Origin of the sequence: Micromonospora humidisoli, from assembly GCF_016900955.1 — a bacterium.
Taxonomy (GTDB): domain Bacteria; phylum Actinomycetota; class Actinomycetes; order Mycobacteriales; family Micromonosporaceae; genus Micromonospora; species Micromonospora wenchangensis.
The window spans coordinates 103,201-124,383 of the sequence record NZ_JAFEUO010000006.1; the positions used below are offsets into that span (position 1 = coordinate 103,201).

Genomic DNA, 21,183 nt, shown 5'->3' on the forward strand with positions numbered 1-21,183 from the left:
AAGGTTCGGTGGGATGTCGGAGAGGCATCCGGTCCTGACGATGACCGCGATCAGCAAGATATTCCCCGGGGTCCGCGCCCTCGACGGCGTCGACCTGCGGCTCTTCCCCGGTGAGGTGCACGCCCTGATGGGCGAGAACGGCGCCGGGAAGTCAACCCTCATCAAAGTGCTGACCGGCGTCTACGGCACCGATTCCGGCACCATCACCCTCGACGGCGCGGAGGTTTCCTTCTCCGGCCCGATGCAGGCCACCGCCGCTGGGGTGAGCACCGTCTACCAGGAGGTCAACCTCCTGCCCAACCTGTCGGTGGCGGAGAACATCTACATCGGCCGGGAGCCGCGCCGCCTCGGCGCGGTCAACTGGCGCGAGATGCGCCGCCGGGCCAGGGACCTGCTCGCCCGCATCGACCTGCACATCGACGTCACCGAACTGCTCGGCAACTACTCGCTGGCCGTGCAGCAGATGGTCGCTATCGCCCGCGCGGTCGACATCCGGGCCCGGGTGCTGATCCTCGACGAGCCGACCTCCAGCCTGGACGCCGACGAGGTGGCCCAGCTGATGCGGATCATGCGGCAGTTGCGTGACGACGGCATCGCGATCATCTTCGTCACCCACTTCCTCGACCAGGTCTACGCCATCGCCGACCGGATCACCGTGCTGCGCAACGGCCGGCTCGTCGGCGAGTACCTGACCAGCGAACTGCCGCAGATCGCGCTGGTGGAGAAGATGATCGGCAAGGAACTGGACGCCCTGGAACGCCTCGACGAGGCGACCAGCGGCGAGGACCGGGCGGCCCTGGAGTCGGGCACCCCGCTGGTGGCGGCCGACGGGCTCGGCCGATCCGGTTCCGTCGCCCCGTTCAGCCTCACCATCCACCAGGGCGAGGTGGTCGGCCTGGCCGGGCTGCTCGGCTCGGGGCGTACCGAGGTGGCCCGGCTGTTCTTCGGCGCGGACCGCGCCGACGCCGGCCGTCTCGCCGTGGACGGCACCCCGGTGACGATCCGTAACCCGGTGGCCGCCATCGACCGGGACATCGCGTTCTGCTCCGAGAACCGCCGCACCGAGGGTCTGGTCGGCGAGCTGTCGGTGCGGGAGAACATCATCCTGGCGATGCAGGCGGCCCGGGGCTGGCTGCGGCCGGTACCCCGCCGCCGGCAGGACGAACTGGTCCAGCACTGGATCACGGCGTTGAGCATCCGGCCGGCCGATCCGGAGATGCCGGTGCGCAACCTGTCCGGCGGCAACCAGCAGAAGGTGCTGCTGGCCCGCTGGCTGATCACCGAACCCCGGCTGCTGATCCTCGACGAACCGACCCGGGGCATCGACATCGGCGCCAAGACCGAGATCCAGCGCCTGGTGGCGCAGCTGTCCGACGGCGGGATGGCGGTGTTGTTCATCTCCGCCGAGCTGGAGGAGGTGCTGCGGCTCAGCCACAAGGTCGCCGTCATGCGGGACCGGCAGCTGGTCACCGAACTCACCAACGACGACACCCTCGATGCCGCCCGCGTCATGCAGGTCATCGCCAGCGGCAGCTCCCAGGAAGGGTCGGTGCCGGCATGAGCACCGTACGGGCCCGCGCTGCGGGCGTCACCGGCCACCGGCTGTTCTGGCCGCTCGTGGTGCTGGTGCTGCTGCTGGTGGCGAACGCGATCTACCGGCCGAGTTTCCTGTCGGTCGAGCTGAAGAACGGCCACCTCTACGGCAGCCTGATCGACATCGTCCGGCTCAGCGCGCCGCTGATCCTGGTCGCCCTGGGCATGTCCCTGGTGATCGCCACCGGCGGCATCGACCTGTCGGTGGGCGCGGTGGCGGCGGTCGCCGGCGCGGTCGCCTGCCTCTACATCAGCGAGCAGCCCGACCAGAACAGCCTGGGCGTGGTGCTCACCGCGGTGGCCCTCGGCTTCGGGGTGGCCCTGCTGCTCGGGGCCTGGAACGGCATCCTGGTCGCCGGCATCGGCATCCAACCGATCATCGCCACGCTGATCCTGATGGTGGCCGGCCGGGGCCTGGCCCAGCTGATCGCCGAGGGGCAGATCATCACCATCAACAGCGGGCCGTACAAGGTGATCGGGGTCGGTCACCTGCTGACCCTGCCGTTCGCCATCGTCATCGCCCTCGCGGTGACGGTGCTGGTGGCGGTGCTGACCCGGCGTACCGCGCTCGGCATGATCATCGAGTCGGTCGGCGGGAACGCCGAGGCCAGCCGGCTGGCCGGCATCCGCTCCCGCCGGATCACCTTCCTGGTGTACGTGGTGAGCGCCGCCTGCGCCGCCATCGCCGGGTTCATGATGACGGCGAACGTCTCCAGCGCCGACGGCAACGCGGTGGGCCTCTGGGTCGAGCTGGACGCCATCCTGGCCGTGGTCATCGGCGGCACCGCGCTGGCCGGCGGCCGGTTCTACCTCGGTGGCACCGTGGTCGGCGCGCTGCTCATCCAGACCCTGACCACCTCGGTCTACGCCATGAACATCGACCCGCAGACGTCCCTGCTGTTCAAGGCGGTCGTGGTGATCGTGGTCTGTCTCATCCAGGCCCCGGCCTTCCGGGCGCGGTTCCGCCGTCGGCGCAGCGTCCCGGTCACGCCGGTGGAGCCGGTCGGCACAGAGAAGGAGCAGGTTCCGGCATGACCACGACCCCGTTGGCCGCTTCTCCGGGCCGTGCCTGGTGGCGGGTGCCACCCCGGCACGTGCCGGTGCTCGCCACCGCAGCCCTGCTGCTGGTGATGTATTCCATCGGTGTTTCGCAGTACCAGGCGTTCTCCAACATCCAGGTCGTCTTCAACGTCTTCATCGACAACGGCTTCCTGCTGGTCGTCGCGGTCGGGATGACCTTCGTGATCCTCACCGGCGGCATCGACCTGTCGGTCGGGTCGGTGGTGGCGATGACCGCGATGGTGTCGGCCTCGTTGCTGGGCAACGGCCTGCACCCCGCCCTGGTGCTGGTGATCGCGCTGCTGATCGGCCCGGTCCTCGGGTTCGCGATGGGCTGCGTGATCCATTTCTTCGACATCCAACCCTTCATCGTCACGCTCGCCGGGATGTTCTTCGCCCGGGGCGTGTGCACCTGGATCAGCACCACCTCGATCCCGATCACCGACGGCTTCTGGACCAGCGCCGCCCAGCACCGCATCCACCTCGGCGAGAACTTCGTCTCGGTCGGCGCGTTGATCGCCGTTGCGGTGGTGGCCGTGGCGGCGGCCGTGCTGGCGTACACCCGGCTGGGCCGCAACGTGTACGCCGTCGGCGGCAACCAGCAGTCCGCGCTGCTGATGGGCCTGCCGGTGGGCCGTACGAAGATCGCGGTCTACACGATCAGCGGGCTCTGCTCGGCGATCGGCGGCATCCTGCTCTCCTTCTACACCCTCTCCGGCGCGCCGCTGATCGCGGTGGGCATGGAGCTGGACGTGATCGCGGCGGTCGTCATCGGCGGCACCCTGCTCACCGGCGGGTCCGGCTACATCTTCGGCACCCTGCTCGGGGTGCTGGTGCTCAGCATCATCCAGACGTTGATCACCTTCGACGGCACCCTCAACTCGTGGTGGACCAAGATCGTCATTGGTGGCCTGCTGTTCGTGTTCATCCTGCTCCAACGCCTCGTCGGCATCCGCACCAAGTAACCCTCGCCAGCCCCACCGGAAGGCAACGCCCATGACCAACCCATCCCCGGTCGCCGAGGTCTGGTTCCTCACCGGCAGCCAGGGCCTGTACGGCCCGGAGACCCTGCGCCAGGTGGCCGAGCAGTCCCGGCGGATCGCCGAACGACTCGACGCCGACCCGGCCGTCCCGGCCCGGGTGGTCTGGAAGCCGGTGCTGACCTCCAGCACCGAGATCCTCGCCGTCTGCCGCGACGCCGCCGTGCAGGGCGCGGTCGGGGTGATCGCCTGGATGCACACGTTCTCCCCGGCCAAGATGTGGATCTCCGGGCTGGACGCGCTGCGCACCCCGCTGCTGCACCTGCACACCCAGGCCAACGTGGAACTGCCCTGGTCCGAGATCGACATGGACTTCATGAACCTCAACCAGGCTGCCCACGGCGACCGGGAGTTCGGGTACGTCCAGACCCGGCTCGGCGTCGCCCGCAAGACCGTCGCCGGGCACGTCAGCGACCCCAAGGTGGCCGCCCGGATCGGCGCGTGGACCCGGGCCGCGATCGGGCACGCCGAGATGCGGTCGCTGCGGCTGGCCCGCTTCGGCGACAACATGCGCGACGTGGCGGTCACCGAGGGCGACAAGGTCGAGGCCGAGCTGCGCTTCGGTGTCTCGGTGAACACCTACGGGGTCAACGACCTGGTCGACGCCGTCGACGCGGTCGCCGACGCCCGCATCGACGACCTGGTCAAGGAGTACGACGACAGCTACCGGCTGGTCGACACGCTGCGCCCCGGCGGGGACCGGCACGACTCGCTGCGCTACGCCGCCCGGATCGAGGCGGGGCTGCGCGACTTCCTCGATGCCGGCGGGTTCCGCGCCTTCACCACCAACTTCGAGGACCTCGGCGGGCTGCGGCAGCTGCCCGGCCTCGCGGTGCAGCGGCTGATGGCCGACGGGTACGGCTTCGGCGGCGAGGGCGACTGGAAGACCTCGGTGCTGGTGCGCACGCTCAAGTCGATGGCCGTCGGCACCACCGGTGGCACCTCGTTCATGGAGGACTACACCTACGACCTGACCCCGGGCCGGGAACTGGTGCTCGGGGCGCACATGCTGGAGGTCTGCCCGACCATCGCGGCGGCCACCCCGAACGTCGAGATCCACCCGCTGGGCATCGGCGGCCGGGAGGACCCCGTCCGGATGGTCTTCGACGCCCAACCCGGCCCGGCGGTGGTGCTCGGCCTGGCCGACATGGGGGAGCGGTTCCGGCTGGTCGCCAACGAGATCGACGTGGTCGCCCCGCCGTACCCGCTGCCGAAGCTGCCGGTGGCGCGGGCGGTGTGGCGGCCCCGGCCGGACCTGGCCGCGTCGGCGGAGGCCTGGCTCACCGCCGGCGCCCCGCACCACACGGTGCTGTCCCAGGCCGTCGGGGTCGAGGAACTGCACGACCTCGCCGAGATGGTCAGCACCGAGTTGGTCGTCATCGACGCCGACACCACCCCCCGCCGGTTCGCCGACGAGCTGCGCTGGAACCAGGCCTACTACCGCCTGGCCCGGGGTTTCTGAGCCGCCATGGGCCAGCAACGGCCCGAACGCGCCGCGGTGATGAGCGACGTCGCGCAACTCGCCGGGGTGTCGCACCAGACCGTGTCCCGGGTGCTCAACAACCACCCGAGCGTTCGGCCGGAGACCCGGGAGCGGGTGCTGCGTGCCGTGCACCAGCTCAACTACCGGCCCAACGCCCTGGCCCGGGGGTTGGCCGGCAGGCGCTCCCGGGTCATCGGTGTGGTCAGCTTCGACACCATCCTGTTCGGCCCGGCGGCCACCCTGCTGGGCATCGAACGGGCGGCCCGCGCCGCCGGGTACGGCATCAGCATCGTCACCCTGGAACGGCTGGACCGGAGCGGGATGCGCTCGGCCATCGACGCGCTGACCGAGCAGTCGGTGGCCGGCGTCGTCGTCATCACCCCGATGATGACGGCGTCGGTCGCCGTGCACGGCCTGCCCACCGGGGTACCCGCCGTGGTGGTCGAGGCCAGCGGGGAGCGCGGTGAACTGCCGAGCATCTCCGTCGACCAGGTGGCCGGGGCCCGGCTGGCGGTGCGGCACCTGCTCGACCTCGGCCACGAGACGGTCTGGCACATCGCCGGCCCCCGGGACTGGCTGGAGGCCCGGGACCGGGTCGACGGGTGGCGGCAGACCCTGGAGCAGGCGGGCCGCCGCGTGCCCCCGGTCATCGTCGGCGACTGGAGCCCCCGGGCCGGCTACGAGCTGGGGCAGTCCCTGGTCGAGCGCCCCGACGTGACGGCGGTGTTCTGCGCCAACGACCACCAGGCACTCGGCCTGCTGCGTGCCCTGCACCAGCGGGGCGCGCGGATTCCCGAGGACGTCAGCGTCGTCGGCTTCGACGACATCCCCGAGGCCGAGTACCTCTCCCCGCCGCTGACCACCGTGCGGCAGGACTTCGACGAGGTCGGCCGCCGGTGCGTCGCGGCGCTGCTGGAACTCTTCGACGGCACCGGCGTGGGCACCCCCCGCCCCCAGGTCGAGCCGGAGCTCGTGGTCCGCGCGAGCAGCGGCAACCGCCGGCCCTGACCCGCCCGCCCGCCTGGGCGGGCCCCTTCGGCTGCGCGGTGCCGCCCCGCGACCCGTACCCGGTGGTGGCAGGCCGCCCCTGAGTCGGACCGGTGGGTCGTCCCGGTGGCGTCAACGGGCGGCGGCCCGGGTCTGCCCGCCGGTGACGGCGGGGTGACGTGCGCTGCGACAGGGTCGGACGGCGACGGCCGGTGCGGGTGCCGGCGGTCGGGACCCTCGTCTCGGGCAGGCCGTCAAGGGAGACCCCATGATCAGGACAATGCTCCGGGTCCGCGCGCGCCCCGGCGCCGAACAGCGCGTCCGGTCGGCATGGCGGACGGCCGCGGCGCAGATCGGCACGCTGCCCGGCAACCTGCGCCGGGAGCTGTTCCTCGACGCCAACGACCCGCACACGTTCGTGCTCGCCACCGAGTGGGTCGACGACGACGCCCTACACGACTACGAGAACGGCCCGGTGGCCGCCCGGCTCGCCGACGCGCTGCGCGACGGGTGTGAACCGGCCACCGCCGACGACCACCTGATGATGCGCGACGAGCCGGACGGGCACCCGACGATCCTGGTGGACGTCGAGGTCACTGTGCCCGCCGACCGGCTCGCCGAGTTCCACCGGGGCCACGCCGAGGTGACCGCCCGGATGGCCGCCGTCCCCGGCTACCTGCGTGAGGACCTGCTGCGCGAGCCCGACTCGGGCGTCCACCACATCTTCGCCGAGTGGCGTACCGAGGCGGAGTTCCACCGCTGGGTCGCCAACCCGGCCCACGCGCGGGAGGAGGCCGGGCCGATCGCGTCGTTCCTGCTCGACTTCCGCCGCCGACTGTTCCACCTCGCGACCCGTCCCGGCGACGACCGGGCAGCCAGCACCGGTAGGGAGACCGACGTGCACACGACAACTGACGTACTCATCGTCGGGGCGGGGCCGACCGGGCTGACCGCCGCCGTCGAGCTGGCCCGGCGCGGCATCGACTGCCGGGTGGTGGAGAAGTCGGTGGCCCCGCCCGGCCAGGCCGACAAGGCGATCGGGGTGCACTGCCGCACCATGGAGATCTGGGCGGAGCAGGGCATCGTGCGGGAGGCGATGGACGCCGGGATCTGGCTCACCGGCAACGTGGTGTTCGTCAACGGCACCCAGACCCACCGGATGAGCTGGGAACTGCCCGGCCTGCCGTACGCGCACCTGGGCCTGCCCCAGTACGAGACCGAGCGCATCCTCACCGAACGGCTGGCCACCCTCGGCGTCCGGCCGCAACGCGGCGCGGAGCTGACCGGGTTCACCCAGGGCTCGGACGGCGTGCTGGCCAGCCTCACCCTCGCCGACGGCAGCATCCGCACCGTCCGGGCGAAGTACCTGATCGGTGCCGACGGCGCGCACAGCCGGGTCCGTCACCTGCTCGGGTTGACGTTCTCCGGCGGGTTGGGCCGGTTCCCGCAGCTGTTCATGCTCGCCGACGTCGACGTGAACTGGGACATGCCGCCGGGGCACCTGCTGCGGTTCCTGCACGAGACCGACGGCCGGATGGACGGCATGCTGGTCTGCGTACCGCTGCGCGGAGCGGGCCGGTACCGGATCGCGACCCTCGCGCCGCCCCGGTTCTTCGCCCAGACCGGCGGCCGGGACGCCCCGCCCGGGTTCAGCGAGGAGTTGGCCGAGCCGACCCTCGACGACGTGCAGGCGGCGCTGGACCGGTTGGCCCCGCACGGTACCCGGGCGACGAACCTGCGCTGGTCGTCGGTGTTCCGGATCAGTCACGGCATCGTCGACAGGTACGGCCACGGCCGGGTCTTCGTCGCCGGGGACGCGGCCCACCTGCACCCCCCGGCCGGCGGACAGGGGATGAACACCGGCATCCAGGACGCCTGGAACCTGGCCTGGAAGGTGGCGTTGGCGGTACGCGGGGTCGCCGCCCCCGGCCTGCTCGACAGCTACGAGGCCGAACGCCGCCCGGAGGGCGAGGAGATCGTCGGCCGCGCGGTACGGATGGCGTTCACCGACGAACTGGACCGCGCCGACCTGGAGCGGCAGTTCCTCCAGGAGATGTCGCTGCTCCTCAGCTATGCCGACAGTCCACTGGTCGGCGAGTGCGTCACCGATCCGGACGGGCTGCGCGCCGGCCCGCGCCCCGGCGACCGCGCACCCGACCTGGGCGGGTTGCGGCGGCAGGGGGTGGGGCACCCGTTGCGCCTGCGCGACCTGACCGCCGGCACCCGGCACACCCTGCTGCTCTACGCCGACGCCTCGGCCGATCCGGCGGCGGTGGCCGCCGTGCCGGGGCTCTGCGCCGACGTGCGCGCCCTGAGCCGGGGCGAGGTCGACGCCTACCTGCTGCTCAGCCCGGACGCCGACGATCCGGGACTGCTCGCGCCGCCGGTGGTGCGCGACGCCGGGGACGAGTTCCGTACCCGGTACGGGGTGACCGGTACCGCCCTGTACCTGATCCGCCCGGACGGGCACGTCGGCTTCCGCAGCCAGCCGTTCGACGCCGACGCCCTGCGCAAGAACCTGCACCTGGTCTTCGGTGGTACGCGATGAGGCCCGTACGCACGGTGCTCGCCATGCGTACCCGGGAGGGCTGCGCGGAGCGGTTCGAGGCGGAGTGGCTCTCGGCGGCGGAGCAGATCCGGCAACTCGACGGGTGCCTGCGCCAGGACCTCGTCCGGGACGCCGACGACCCGCGCAGCTACCTGGTCATCAGCGACTGGGCGGACCGGGAACGGCTCGACGCCTTCGGCCGCAGCGAGCACCGCGACCGGCTGCTGCGGGTGGTCCGCGACCTGCGGGAATCCGCCGAACGACACACCTACCAGGTGCTGCACAGCATGCCCAGCGCGCCCGAGGAGACCAGATGACCGAGCCGGTGCCCGCCGCACAGCTCTACACCGAGCAGTTCGCCGTCGACCCGTACCCGTCCTTCGCCCGGCTGCGCGCGGACGCGCCGGTCTGCCCGGTCAGCTCACCCCGGTTCGACTCGTACCTGCTGACCCGGTTCGACGACGCGCGCACGGCGTTGACCGACCCCCGGCTGTCCAAGGACCTCTACGGCCCCGGGCAGCACTACCTGCAACTCTTCGGGCCGAACTCCGAGGCGCTGAACCGCAACATGCTCAACTCGGACCCGCCGGAGCACACCCGGCTGCGCCGGTTGGTGTCGCAGGCGTTCGCGCCCCGCCGGATCGAGGCGCTGCGCCCCCGGGTACGGCAGATCGTCGACGACCTGATCGACGGGTTCGTCGCCCAGGGGCGGGCCGAGCTGATGCACGACTTCGCGATCCCGCTGCCGATGGTGGTGATCTGCGAACTGCTCGGGGTGCCCCGGACCGACCAGGAGCGGGTGCTGGACTGGACGCAGGTGATCCGTACCTCCGGGTCGTCGCGGCGACCGCCGGAGCAGGAGCGGGCGGCGGTCGGCGAGGCACAGGTGCGGCTGCACCACTACCTGGCGGAGCTGGTGGCCGCCAAGCGGACCACCCCGGCCGACGACATGATCAGCGCGTTGATCGACGCCTGCGACCAGGACGGCAGGCTGTCCGAGGCGGAGCTGGTCACCACCACCTTCCTGCTGTTGTTCGCCGGGCACCAGACCACCGCCGACTTCCTGGGCAACGCGACGGTGGCCCTGCTGACCCATCCCGACCAGCTCGACCTGCTGCGGAACACCCCGGAGCTGCTGCCCTCGGCGATCGAGGAGTTGCTGCGTTTCGACGGCCCGCTACCGGTGGCCAGTCCCCGGGTCGCCACCGAGGATGTCGAGTACGGCGGGGTGCGCATCCCGGCCGGGTCGATCGTCGGTGTCGTGCTCAACGCGGCCAACCACGATCCGGCGCACTTCGTCGACCCGGACCGGCTGGACCTGCGCCGGGTCCGGGGGCCGCACCTGGGTTTCGGCCACGGCGTGCACTACTGCCTCGGTGTCTCGCTGGCCCGGATGGAGGCCCAGCTCGGCCTGGCGGCGCTGCTGCGCCGGCTGCCCGGGTTGCGCCTGGCCGTGCCGCCGGCAGAGTTGCGCCGGTTGCCGGCGGCGTCGCCGTTCCGGGGTCTGTTGGAGCTGCCGGTCCGGTTCGCCGCGTCCGCCCCGCCGGTGTCACCTCCGCCGGCCAGTCGTCCCCGCCCCACCGAGCCGACCCGTACCGTCTGATCCCCGAGGAGTTCCGATGACCTTCCGCAACCTGATCGTCTGTCGCATGGTGCCGGGCAGCGAGCAGACCGTCGCCGACGTGTTCGGGTACTACGACCGGACCACCCGCCCGCAGGACCTGGGCGTGGTCGGGCGGACCCTGCTGTCCTTCCACGGCCTCTACCTCCACCTGATCGAGCGGAACGCGGACCCGAAGGTGACCGGGCAGACCCGGGGCCTGCCCGCCTTCCAGCAGATCGCCGAGCAGATCGCCCCGTACGTGACGCCCTACCCGAGGGACTGGAGGAACCCGTCGGACTCGGTGGCGAAGGAGTTCTACTCCTGGACGCCGGACGAGCCGCCGGCCGCCGGGGGTGAGCCGAGCCGGACGGTGATCGTGGCCCGGATCAAGCCCGGCGCGGAACCCACCGTGGCGCAGATCTTCGCCGAGTCCGACGCCGGTGAGCTGCCCACCCTGATGGGGGTCACCGGTCGGTGGCTGTACTCCATCGACGACGTCTACCTGCACGTGCTGGAGCGCACCGGGGAGGCGTTCGACGGGGCCGTGCGGCAGGGCCACGACCAGCCGGCGTTCGCCAAGATCATGGACGATCTCAGCCCGTACATCAGCCCGTTCGACCCGGACACCTGGGGCAGCCCGCTGGACGCGGTGGCGACGGAGTTCTACCGGTGGCGGGCCGAGGACTGAGCCGGTCGACCGGCGGGGGCCCGGTGGCGCGGGCCCCCGCCGGTGTGCCCGTCAGCCGGTGGGCAGGGTCGCCCAGCCCCGGTTGAAGGTCAGGCTGTCGTCGTCCGGCCGGTAGTTGCGTTCGATGTTGCCGGCGGCGTCCACCGAGAACCAGTGGATCTTGGTGCCGACCGGGACGGTCAACGTCTCGGCCCCCTCCCGGATACCCGCCGAGGCGTACAGGGTGGATGCGAACGTCGGCTTGCTGCCGTCGAGGGTGTAGAACACCGCCGCCGGCTCGCTGACGTCGAACCGGACGCTGACCGAGCCCTCGGTGGCGCTCGGCGTGACCGACAGGGTGCTGGTCGGCCGCTTCTTGTCCTTGTCGTAGTCCCGGGCCACCCGCAGCAGCTCGACCAGGCCGTTGCTGAACTCCATGGTCTCCTGGTGCGCCTCGTCCCAGGTGGGCTGGAAGCTGGTGCCGACCTCGAAGTTCCAGGCGTAGATGCCGTACTTGTACCAGAGCATGTCGCCGGAGTTACCCGCCGCCGAGTACAGCACGTCGGAGATCGGGCCGGTGCGGGCCGGGGTGACCGCCATGTTGCGGTGCCGCTTGATCGCGGTGAGGATGCGCGACGACGCGCCCCAGAAGAACGACTCCTCGGCCAGCGTCGGCCGGGGCGCGGAGATCCGGCCCGGGGTGGCGTACGCGCCCGGCGACCACATGAAGTAGTTGCCGGAGGAGTGCAGGTTCATCGAGAACTTCATGTTGGGCCGCTGGGCCAGCCAGTCGACGTTGCGGTTCTCCGGCTCGGACAGCTCGCTCGGCCCGGCGTAGGTGTCGCCGGTGCAGCTCGCCGACGCCCCCGAGTAGCCGTCGAAGAGGCTGTACTCGGTGTAGTTGCGGTTGTTGTCCACCCCCCACGAGTTGCGGGCCAGCGCGTCGGTGGCACCGCCCGGCGCGCAGTGGTTGGTCATGTTGCGCCGCTGCGAGGCGTAGTCGTAGAACGAGTAGTGCCCGCCGTCCGGGTTGATCGACGGCACGATCCAGATGTCCAGGGTGCGCAGCAGCTGCTTGGTGTTCTCGTCGGTGGCGTGGTTGCGCAGCAGCCGCTCGGCGGTCTCGACGGCCACCAGCGGCGGGACCCACTCTCGAGCGTGCTCTTGAGCGTAGGCCAGCACCCCGGTGCGGGAGCCGTCGCGGTACTTGCCGATCCGGATGGCGTACACCGGGTGCGGGTCGCGGGAGACCCCGGCCGGCGCCTTGAGGTTGTCCGACAGCGGCGTCGGCGCGACCGGCGCGACCACCCCGGCACCCGCGTCCCCCCGATAGGTGTACGCGGTGACCAGCGCGCCCGCCTCGGCGGTCAGCGCCGCGGCGACCTGGGCGGCGGTGCTGGTCACCGCCCCGGCGGCGTCGGTGGCCAGGCTGACCCGGATCGCCTTGCCGGTCACCGTGACCGTGAGCGGCCGGTCGGCCGCGCCCGGGTCGGCCAGCTCGACGGTGATGTCGTTGCCGCCCTCGTGTCCCCAGGCGAGCGAGTCGACGGCGACCCGGGTGGCGGTGGTCCCACCGAGCACCACCTGCGCCTTACGCCGGTACCCGTTGGTCTGGTACGGCAGCTTCACCACCTCGGCGAGCTGCGGGTAGGCGTCGGCCAGCTGCTTGATCCGGTCGTACAGCTCGGTCGGGGTGAGGTAGCTGGTGACGAAGTCCTTCTGGTAGCCGGGGCCCTCCGGGCTGTCGGCCGGGATCGGCAGCCACTCGGCGACCTCGGCGACCGCCACGTCGCCGGTGGGGCTGGTGATCTGGATGCGCTGCGGCCGGGCGGTGACGGCGGCGGCGCCCCGGTGGTAGAGGTAGACCCCGGCGTCGACGAACCGGGAGATGGTCTGGGTCCCGCCGGAGCCGATCTCGGTGCCGGGGCCGCTGTCCCGGGCCACGGTCAACGTGCTGGTGGAGGTCTGCCCCTGGGCCCACTTCGCCTCCACCGAGAGCACCTGGTTGGTGCCGGAGGTGTAGTAGTCGGCCCGGATGATCTTCACGTCGGAGGCGGCGGCGCTGCGCTGCAGGGTCGCCGTGTACGCCCGGTTGTCGGCCCGGTGCGCGGCGATCGTCGCCTCGCGCTCGCTGATCCGCTGCGCGGAGTCGGCGGCGGCGTGCAGCACGGCACCGACCCGGTAGCCCATCCGCTTCAGCGCGGCGACCTCGGTCGGGGTGACCACGGCGTGCACCACGATGCCCGCCTCGGTCGGGGTGACGTGGTGGTCGAGGTCGACACCGGTGGCGACCAGCGCGTCGAGCTGGGCGGTGCCGGCGACGGTCACCTCCACCACGTCGGCCTGCTCGTCGGCGGAGCGTTCGAGCACGACCGGGGCGTCGGCCTCCCGGTCGGGCGGGGCGGCGGTGCCGGCCGTGGCCGGGCCGGCGAGCAGCAGCAACGCCACGCCGGCGGCCGTCGCGGCGGGTAACCGCCGCCAACGGTGGGGGAGCGCGGAACGGGACATCTCGGGCCACCTTTCCTGGGGGTACGAGCCGGGCCGACGGCGCGCGGCAGCGCCCGCCGTCGGGCGGGGTCGGGAACGGGGGAGGTCGGACGCCGACAGTCGGGCGACGGCGGGCGGCCGAGTCGCGACGTCGACCCGGCGACGTCGGGGGACACGTGGTGTCTCCCGGACGCGCGGGGCGACGGACCGGCGCCGATCCGGTCTGCGTGACGGGCGTGGGGCGTACCTGGTTACGGTCGGTCGTGGGGGCGTTGCCGATCGGTGCGCCCATCCTGGCCGTACCCGCTCGGATCTGTCAATGATCTGTCCCGACGGACACGGACTGTCACAACGGGTGTCCTCTCCCGACGGTCGACGCGGTGCCCCCGCACCGCCTCAGGACGCCGACCGGTAGTGGCCGGTGAGCCGGCCCAGCTTCATCGCTAGGTGCAGGCACAGCCGCTCGTTGCCGTCCTTGAGGTCGGTGCCGGCGAGCTGCTCGACCCGTTGCAGCCGGTAGTAGAGGGTGGTCCGGTGCAGCCGCAGCTTCTCGGCGGTGGCGTGGGCGTTGCCGGCCAGGTCGAGGTACGCCTCCAGGGTCTCCAACAGCACCTGGTGGGCGTCGTCGCGCAGCAGCCGCTCCAGCCCGGGATGCACCCCGGCGACGTCGAGGTGCCGGGCGTCGAGCTGGGACAACACCCGGTAGATGCCCAGGCCGGCCCAGGAGATCACCGGACCCAGCGCCGGCAGCTGCACCCCCACCCGGGCCGCCTGCACTGCCTCCCGGTAGGACTGCACCGCGTCGACCAGCCCTGGGCGGGCCTGACCGATCCCGGTCACCGTGCGCTCCACCGAGGACAACCCCCGGGTCGCCTGCCGTAGCGCCTCGTCGAGGTGCCCGGCGACGGCCTCCGGGCTGGGCCGGCCGGCGATCCGGCCGCCGCAGATCAGCAGCACCCCGTGGTCGGGCCAGACCATGTGCAGCGACTCCCGGACGCCGAGCCAGCGGCGGGTCGCCACCAGCGCCTGCTCCAGCGCGATCCGGGCCACCTCGTCGGGGTGCCGCCCGTCGGCGGGGGCGAGCTGGGCCACCACCGCCGTGGTGGGGCCGTCACCGGCGACGGTGCCCTCCTCCAGCAGCGCCCGGACGGCGTGCGCGCGGGCCTGCGGGCTCTGGACCAGCAGCGTCCGGGTGGCCTCGGACTCCCGCTGCGAGGCCAGCTCGCCGAGCAGGTTCTCCCGGTAGAGGGCCAGCGACAGGTCGGTGAAGGCACCGGTCGCGGTGGCGATGTCGGCGTCGGTCATCGACCCGTCGTCGTCGATGAACCAGACGAAGCCGAGCAGCAGGTCGTCGTGCCAGATCGGCACACAGACCCGGGGGAGCAGGTCGAGGTCGACGTCGGCCGGGGTACGCACCGGCTCACGGGCGGTGAGCACGCCCATCCGACGGAACCAGGCGATCACCTCAGGGGTGGTCTGCCGGCGCAGGATCGACATCCGGCGTACCTCGTCCATCGGACCGTCGTGTTCGCTGTAGACGACCACCCGCTGCCGCCGGTCCTCGATGAGGGCGGGACGACCCACCCGCGCGGCGACGGCGTCGACTATGCGTTGAAGCTCACCGTGCATGGATCTCCCCTGGTTGGCTGCGCGGCAGGGGTGCGACAGCCGGTGCCCTACCCTGTGCGGCCGGTGGGCCTGTGCGCAAGGTCCACCGGGGATCTACCGACAAAAGGACGGCCCCCACGGCGACTGTTCCGGCAATTGTCCGAAGCACCGTGATGATCGACGATCGTAAGGTTCCGGTGCGGTGGGCAGCGGGCCGCCGGCGCGCAGGAGGGAACGCCCGAGTGACAGCTGGTAGGCCCTGGCGGGGGGTGCTGGTCGCCATCACGACGCCGTTCCGCGACGACCTCGGCGTCGACTTCGACCGCCTCCAGGAACACGTGCGCTGGTTGGCCGGGACGGGCTGCCACGGGGTGACCCCGTGCGCGTCGGTGGGGGAGTACCGGGCCCTGTCCGACGACGAGCGGGCCGACGTGGTGCGGGCGACGGTGCAGGCCGCGCCGCCCGGCTGCGCGGTGCTGCCCGGGGTCGGCGGGTACGGCAGCCGGCAGTCCCGCCGCTGGGCGGAGCAGGCCGCCGCCGCCGGGGCGCACGGGGTGCTCGCCCCACCCCCGGACGGCTATCCCGCGGGCGACGCCGACGTGGTCGCCCACTACCGGGAGGTCACCGCCGTCGGTCTGCCGGTGGTGGCGCACAACGACCCGTACGACACCCGGGTGGACCTGACGCCGGAGCTGCTGGCCCGGGTGGCCGAGACCGACGGGATCGTCGCGGTCGAGGAGTTCTCCGGCGACGTGCGCCGGGTGCACCGGATCAGGGACCTCTGCCCGCACGTGGACGTGTTGGCCGGCGCGGACGACGTGCTGCTGGAACTGGTGCTGTGCGGGGCCCGGGGCTGGGTGTCCGGCCTGTCCAACGCGCTTCCCGGGCCGGCCCTGCGGCTGTACGACCTGTGCGCCGCCGGTGACCTGGCCCGCGCGTTGCCGCTCTACGCCGAGCTGCACCCGGCCTTCGGCTGGGGCTCCCGGCCGGAGGCGGTGCAGGCGATCAAACTGGCGATGGACTGCGCCGGGCGGTTCGGTGGCGGGTGCCGGCCGCCGCGCGGCCCACTGCCGCCGCCGGCCGCCGCCCGGCTGCGCCGGGACCTGGTCCGGGCCCTGTCGGTCGCCGTCGATCCGGTCACCGACGGTCGGCACCGCTGAACCCGGCGGCCGGACGTGACCCGTCGCGGGTCCTTCAGGTGTCGGAAGCCGCCGGGCCACCTGCCGACATCTGCACGGTGACCGGCCCCGGCCCGTCCTCCTAGATTCGCTGCGCGGCCCAGTGACAGGTGTCCCGGCAGCCACCCCCCGCCGACACCGGACCGGACGCCGTGTCCCTCCCGACGAGAGGTGAACCTGTGCACCGTGCTACCCGCAACAAACCCCGACTGAGGCGTTCCGTGTTGGCCGCGGTCCTGACCGGCACGCTCGTGGTGACCGGCGCGGCGCAGGCCGCCGCGGCCCCGGCCAACCCGGCCGGCGGCACCGCCCCGTTCCAGGTCCTCGACCCGCAGGCCTGGCAGAACCCCGACACCATGACCTGGGACGACTATCAGGCCGTGCCCGGCAAGAACTGGGCCGACCCGAGCGTGCGGGGCTCCATCCGCAACTTCAAGATCGCCCTGGTCGCGCTCGACTATCCGGACCAGACGTTCGCGGTCTCCCAGCGGGCCCGCTCGACGGTCTTCGGCAACCCCCAGTCGGTCGCGGCCAACATCCCCCGCGCCGACGTGCCGAAGTTCTACCAGGACTTCCTCAACACCCCGAACACCCTGAACAAGGGGCACACCCTGCACGAGTACTGGATGCAGGACTCCAACGGGCGCTACGGCGTGGACCTGGCCGGCTTCGGGCCGTACCAGATGCCGGCGAAGTCCTACCAGTACGGGTTGGACAACAGCTTCAACCCCGGCGCCTGTCCGAGCGGGGACGCCTGCAACAAGAACATCCGCACCGACGGCCTGGGCGCCTGGCGGGCGGCGGTCGGTGACGAGGTCGCCAACCAGTACGAGCTGGTCTTCATCCTCAGCGCCGGGCAGGACGAGTCGTCCACCTGGCAGGAGTTCGGGCAGATGATCTTCCAGAACAAGGAGGACGTGCCGGACTCCTGGGGCCCGCCGGACCCCAACCTGCCGAACTGGGCCAAGACCCGCTACGTCGAGTGGACCTCGTGGAAGGCGGCGGCGACCCTGTGGCCCAACGCCGGTTCCGGCTCCTCCACCCAGGGGGAGAGCTCCGGCATGGGGGTCTACGCCCACGAGCTGACCCACCTGCTCGGCATCGGCGACAACTACAACAACCCGTACGGCGAGCCGTTACGCCGGGCGTACACCGGCATCTGGAGCATGATGTCGCGCGGGTCGTTCAACGGACCCGGTGGCCCGCACACCCGCTGGCAGATCCCGCCGACCAACGGCGGCTCGATGGGCTCGCTGCACACGGTGCGGGACAAGCTCAAGATCGGCCTGCTCGGTGAGGAGCACGTGCTGCGGCTGTCCCGGGAGGCGCTGGCCTCGTCCGGAATGGTCACCGCCCAGGTGACCGCCCGCGCGGTCGACGCCGGCCCGAAGGGGCTGACCGGCGTGAACATCGCCCTGAACAAGGACCTCTCGCCGGCCTGCACGGTGGCCACGAACCCGCTGTGCGACGGCGGGAGCTTCAACAACTACACCGTCGAGGTCGTCGACCGGATGGGGGCGGACTCGTTCACCCCGGACCGGGGCGTGCTGCTGAGCAAGACCAAGAACGCCGACAGCGCGCCGTTCCAGTGGGTGGTGGACGCCAACCCGCAGGACATCGACATGATCGACTTCTACCGGCCGGACGGCACCCCGCAGAAGATCACCATGGGTGACTACCGGCAGCTCTCCGACGCGCTGTTCCACGCCGGGGCGGACACCGGCAGCCAGTACGAGTACGTCGACGAGGCCAACCGGCTGCACTTCTACGTCATCGACCTCAAGCGGGACGCGGCCGGCTCGCTGTCGTACACGGTGGCGGTGCGGTCGCTGGACGGCACCGGTGGCCCGAGCACCCACGGCGTGTCCCTGGGCAAGGGTGAGGTGACCAGCACCGGTAAGCCCACCAACCGGGGCGTGACCTGCTCGTTCGAGCTGACCAACAGCGGCACCTACTCCGCTGGCGGCCAGCAGCACCCGGAGGACGCCACCGCGTACCTGAAGTCGGACGTCTACCGGCTCTCGGCGGAGGTGGCCGGCAAGGGCTGGCGGACCTGGCTGCCCAACGCCCTGGCCACCGCCCAGTTCGGCAAGTCCACCACCGTCCGGGTGTCGGTGGGGGCCACCGCCGCCGCGGCGGACACCGGCTTCGTCAAGCTCACCGCGACCTCGGAGAGCGACCCGTCGAAGACGGTGACCAAGCAGTGCCGGGTGGAGAAGTCCTGACCGGAATCGACCGACGCCGTGGGTCCGTGGTGGCGCAGGCCGCCACGGACCCACGGCACGGGTGGGGAGGAGACCACGTGCGGCTGACCACGAGCGCCCGCCACGGCGTCGGCGCGCTGGCGATCCTGCTGCTGGCCGGGGCCGCCGGCTGCGGTGGTCCCGACACCGGCCCGGAGGCGGTCACCCCGACCACCGTCCGGGTGCTGGTGCGCGACATCAACATCCGGGCCGAGGGCGTGGACTGCGCCGGCACCGGACCGTACCTCTACTTCCACCACCGGGCGCCGTTCCGGGTGCTCGACCCCGACGGGGCGCCCCTGGTGACCGGGACGCTGCCGGCGGGCACGGCGGTCGCCGCGTTCGACGAGGACCTCGAGGTGGAACGGGTGCCGACGTACTGCGAGTTCGCGGTGCCGGTGCGGGTGCCGCAGCGGGCCGGCTACCGGCTGGAGGTGGCCGGCCGGCCCGCGCTCGACCTGACCCCGGACACCAGTGAGGGTCCGGCGCTGGTCGCGGTGGTGCCGGCATGAGGCGGCTGCTCGCGTCGCTGCTGGCGGTGCTGGCGCTGGCCGGCTGCACCACCCGCCCGGTTGACGGGCCCGCCCCGGCGGCGCTCGCCGGGGGCGCCGCGACGCTGCCCGGACCGGTCCCCGCGGACCTGGCGCTGCGCCCGCCGCCCGGCGACGCGCCGGCCGCCCCGGCGTTCACCGGTGGGCTGACCGACGGCACCCCGCTCACCGCCGCCCGGCTCTGGGCCGACCGCCCGGTGGTGTTCACCTTCTTCAGCTCCTGGTGCACCACCTGCGCCGACCGGCAGGACGCGCTGAGCGAGCTGGCCCGGCGGTACCGGGACCGGGTGGTCTTCGTCGGCGTGGCCGGCGTCGACCAGGCCGACGAGTTGCAGGACTACCTGCGGACGCACCGGGTGGAATATCCCGTCGTGGTGGACGAACAGCAGACCATCTGGCGGTCGTACGCGGTACGGGAGCCACCGGCCGTCGTGCTGGTCGCCAAGGGTGGCGCGGTGCTGCGCGGCTGGCCGGGCGGGCTGGACGCGGCGGCGCTGGAGCAGCGGCTCGGGGAACTGGTGCTGGCCGGTTCCGGGTAGCGCGGCGACGGACGGGTGTGCCGACCGGTGCCGTGCCCGGTACGGGACGGCCGGTGGGCGCGTGTCGGGCGTGCTGTCGATTCGATCGCGGGTCGACGGCGCGCCCCGCGTCGTGTCCGCCTGCCGGCGTCCGGGGCGTCGTCGGTGTTCGTGCTGGTGAGGGCTGGGGGGATCGACCGGAGAGCCGGGTCCGGGCGACCGTTCGGGCATCGGCTCCGACCGACAGGAACTTTTGTTCGCACGAACAAAAGTTTCTCCGTTGGAGGTCTATCTTTAGCCGTCAGCCACCGTTAGTGTCCGGTTCACAGACGTAACACGGTTGACATCCCCCCTTGACCGAGCAGTCATCCACCGGGCCACGCGTATTCGGCGGCGCAGGTCCTTCGACCCTCCCAGCAGGACTCGCACGTCTCAGTGGCCGTCAGGGCCACCCTCGAAAGGTGGAATTTGTGAACGAGGATCAGCGCCGTATGGCCAACGACCCCCAGTACCGCACCCAGGTCACCCGTCGTCGGCTGCTGGCCGCGTCGGCCGGTGCCGCCGCCGTGCTCGGCGCGGCCGGCCTGCCGGTGCTCCAGACCAAGGGCCCGGCCCGCGCGGACGGCAAGTGGCAGGTCGACCCGCTCATCCCGGCGCAGAACCGGGGCATCATCCTCTACAGCGTCCGGGACCGGATCTCCGCCGCCCCCGACGACAGCGGCGTGCCCTACGGCTTCGAGCGGGTGCTGGCCAGCCTGGCCGAGATGGGCTACAAGGAGATCGAGTTCGCCGGCTACAACCAGCACACCTCGATCCTGGGCCGGCAGATCACCCCGACCGAGATCCGCAAGATCCTGGACGACAACGGCCTGGTCGCCAACGGCACCCACACGTCGATCAACGCGGCCACGTTCCAGCAGCAGCTGGACATCGCCGAGGAACTCGGCATGAAGAACATCGGCACCGGCAGCGACCCGACCAACAGCGCCTACCAGTCCGACTGGGACGCCGCGGCCGACCTGTGGAACGAGCTCGGCCGGCAGGCCAAGGAGCGCAAGATGCGCCTCTACACCCACAACCACGACGTGGCCTACTCGTTCCTGCTCGACAGCGGCCCGCTGGACGCCAACGGCAAGCCGACCCGCTCCTCCGGCGTGCGTCGCCTGGAGTACTTCTTCGCCAAGACCGACCCGAAGTACGTCTACTTCGAGTGCGACATCTACTGGGCGTACGTGGCCCGGTTCAAGCACACCAAGTACACCAACTCGGCCGGCCAGCAGAAGACCTCGCTGTTCGACCCGATCCTGAACGTGGCCCGGCGCACCAAGCGGTTCCCGCTCTTCCACGCCAAGGACGGCAACCGCAACTCCGCGCTGGCCAACGGCTACGAGATGATCCCGCTCGGTGAGGGCGACATCAACTTCCAGCAGTTCTTCGAGACCATCGGCGAGTCCGACTTCCACCACGCCAACTGGGAGATGGACACCGCCCCCGGCGGCGCCGCCAACCCGGGCCAGTCGCTGGACTTCGCCCGGCTCAGCTACGCCAACATGGCCGACCTGACCATCTACCACCAGAGCTGACCCGACCCGGCGGCCGGTAGCCGGCCGCACCCGGG

16 protein-coding genes are annotated in these 21,183 nt (G+C 71.9%); 14 read left to right on the forward strand and 2 right to left on the reverse strand.

Going from position 1 to position 21,183, the window contains the following annotated elements; genetic code table 11:
* Positions 1–13: 13 nt before the first annotated feature.
* The 9 genes from JQN84_RS21990 to JQN84_RS22030 all read left to right on the forward strand — a co-directional run bounded on the left by JQN84_RS21990 (position 14) and on the right by JQN84_RS22030 (position 11,001).
* Positions 14–1,561: a sugar ABC transporter ATP-binding protein gene (locus JQN84_RS21990; protein ID WP_204960422.1), complete on the forward strand. Its 1,548-nt coding sequence runs from the start codon at positions 14–16 to the stop codon at positions 1,559–1,561.
* Positions 1,558–2,628: an ABC transporter permease gene (locus JQN84_RS21995; RefSeq protein ID WP_145919611.1), complete on the forward strand. Its 1,071-nt coding sequence runs from the start codon at positions 1,558–1,560 to the stop codon at positions 2,626–2,628. The genes JQN84_RS21990 and JQN84_RS21995 overlap by 4 nt, the downstream gene beginning before the upstream one ends.
* The gene (yjfF, locus tag JQN84_RS22000) at positions 2,625–3,617 is read left to right on the forward strand and encodes a galactofuranose ABC transporter, permease protein YjfF (RefSeq protein WP_204960423.1); all 993 of its coding nucleotides are present in this window, start codon (positions 2,625–2,627) and stop codon (positions 3,615–3,617) included. The genes JQN84_RS21995 and yjfF overlap by 4 nt, the downstream gene beginning before the upstream one ends.
* 31 nt (positions 3,618–3,648) lie before the next feature.
* Entirely contained in the window at positions 3,649–5,154 is a 1,506-nt protein-coding gene (gene araA, locus JQN84_RS22005; RefSeq protein WP_204960424.1) for an L-arabinose isomerase, read from the forward strand.
* 6 nt (positions 5,155–5,160) lie between these two features.
* Positions 5,161–6,183 (forward strand): LacI family DNA-binding transcriptional regulator, encoded by a 1,023-nt coding sequence (locus JQN84_RS22010; protein ID WP_239485948.1) that lies wholly within the window; start codon positions 5,161–5,163, stop codon positions 6,181–6,183.
* A 247-nt stretch (positions 6,184–6,430) separates the two neighbouring features.
* The gene (locus JQN84_RS22015; protein ID WP_204960425.1) at positions 6,431–8,710 is read left to right on the forward strand and encodes an FAD-dependent oxidoreductase; all 2,280 of its coding nucleotides are present in this window, start codon (positions 6,431–6,433) and stop codon (positions 8,708–8,710) included.
* Positions 8,707–9,027: a putative quinol monooxygenase gene (locus JQN84_RS22020; RefSeq protein WP_204960426.1), complete on the forward strand. Its 321-nt coding sequence runs from the start codon at positions 8,707–8,709 to the stop codon at positions 9,025–9,027. Before JQN84_RS22015 ends, JQN84_RS22020 begins: the two co-directional genes overlap by 4 nt.
* Positions 9,024–10,313, forward strand: a complete 1,290-nt coding sequence (locus JQN84_RS22025; RefSeq protein ID WP_204960427.1) for a cytochrome P450 family protein — start codon at positions 9,024–9,026, stop codon at positions 10,311–10,313. The genes JQN84_RS22020 and JQN84_RS22025 overlap by 4 nt, the downstream gene beginning before the upstream one ends.
* A gap of 16 nt (positions 10,314–10,329) precedes the next feature.
* Positions 10,330–11,001 carry a TcmI family type II polyketide cyclase gene (locus JQN84_RS22030; protein WP_204960428.1) on the forward strand — a complete coding sequence of 224 codons (672 nt, stop codon included), beginning with the start codon at positions 10,330–10,332 and terminating at the stop codon, positions 10,999–11,001.
* 51 nt (positions 11,002–11,052) lie between these two features.
* Here JQN84_RS22030 and JQN84_RS22035 read toward each other — a convergent pair whose 3' ends face one another.
* Entirely contained in the window at positions 11,053–13,488 is a 2,436-nt protein-coding gene (locus JQN84_RS22035) for a M14 family metallopeptidase (RefSeq protein ID WP_204960429.1), read from the reverse strand.
* Between the two features lie 375 nt (positions 13,489–13,863).
* Positions 13,864–15,096 carry a PucR family transcriptional regulator gene (locus JQN84_RS22040; protein WP_204960430.1) on the reverse strand — a complete coding sequence of 411 codons (1,233 nt, stop codon included), beginning with the start codon at positions 15,094–15,096 and terminating at the stop codon, positions 13,864–13,866.
* A 221-nt stretch (positions 15,097–15,317) separates the two neighbouring features.
* On the opposite strand from JQN84_RS22040, the gene JQN84_RS22045 reads away from it, so the two are divergent.
* The 5 genes from JQN84_RS22045 (at position 15,318) to JQN84_RS22065 (ending at position 21,148) form a co-directional block, all read left to right on the forward strand.
* The gene (locus JQN84_RS22045) at positions 15,318–16,235 is read left to right on the forward strand and encodes a dihydrodipicolinate synthase family protein (protein WP_281896834.1); all 918 of its coding nucleotides are present in this window, start codon (positions 15,318–15,320) and stop codon (positions 16,233–16,235) included.
* A 239-nt stretch (positions 16,236–16,474) separates the two neighbouring features.
* The gene (locus JQN84_RS22050; RefSeq protein ID WP_281896837.1) at positions 16,475–18,478 is read left to right on the forward strand and encodes a M6 family metalloprotease domain-containing protein; all 2,004 of its coding nucleotides are present in this window, start codon (positions 16,475–16,477) and stop codon (positions 18,476–18,478) included.
* 77 nt (positions 18,479–18,555) lie between these two features.
* Entirely contained in the window at positions 18,556–19,008 is a 453-nt protein-coding gene (locus JQN84_RS22055; protein ID WP_204960432.1) for a hypothetical protein, read from the forward strand.
* Complete coding sequence (locus JQN84_RS22060; protein WP_204960433.1) at positions 19,005–19,586, forward strand: TlpA family protein disulfide reductase; 582 nt, start codon at positions 19,005–19,007, stop codon at positions 19,584–19,586. Before JQN84_RS22055 ends, JQN84_RS22060 begins: the two co-directional genes overlap by 4 nt.
* Positions 19,587–20,035: 449 nt before the next feature.
* Positions 20,036–21,148 carry a sugar phosphate isomerase/epimerase family protein gene (locus JQN84_RS22065; protein ID WP_281896842.1) on the forward strand — a complete coding sequence of 371 codons (1,113 nt, stop codon included), beginning with the start codon at positions 20,036–20,038 and terminating at the stop codon, positions 21,146–21,148.
* Positions 21,149–21,183 lie beyond the last annotated feature (35 nt).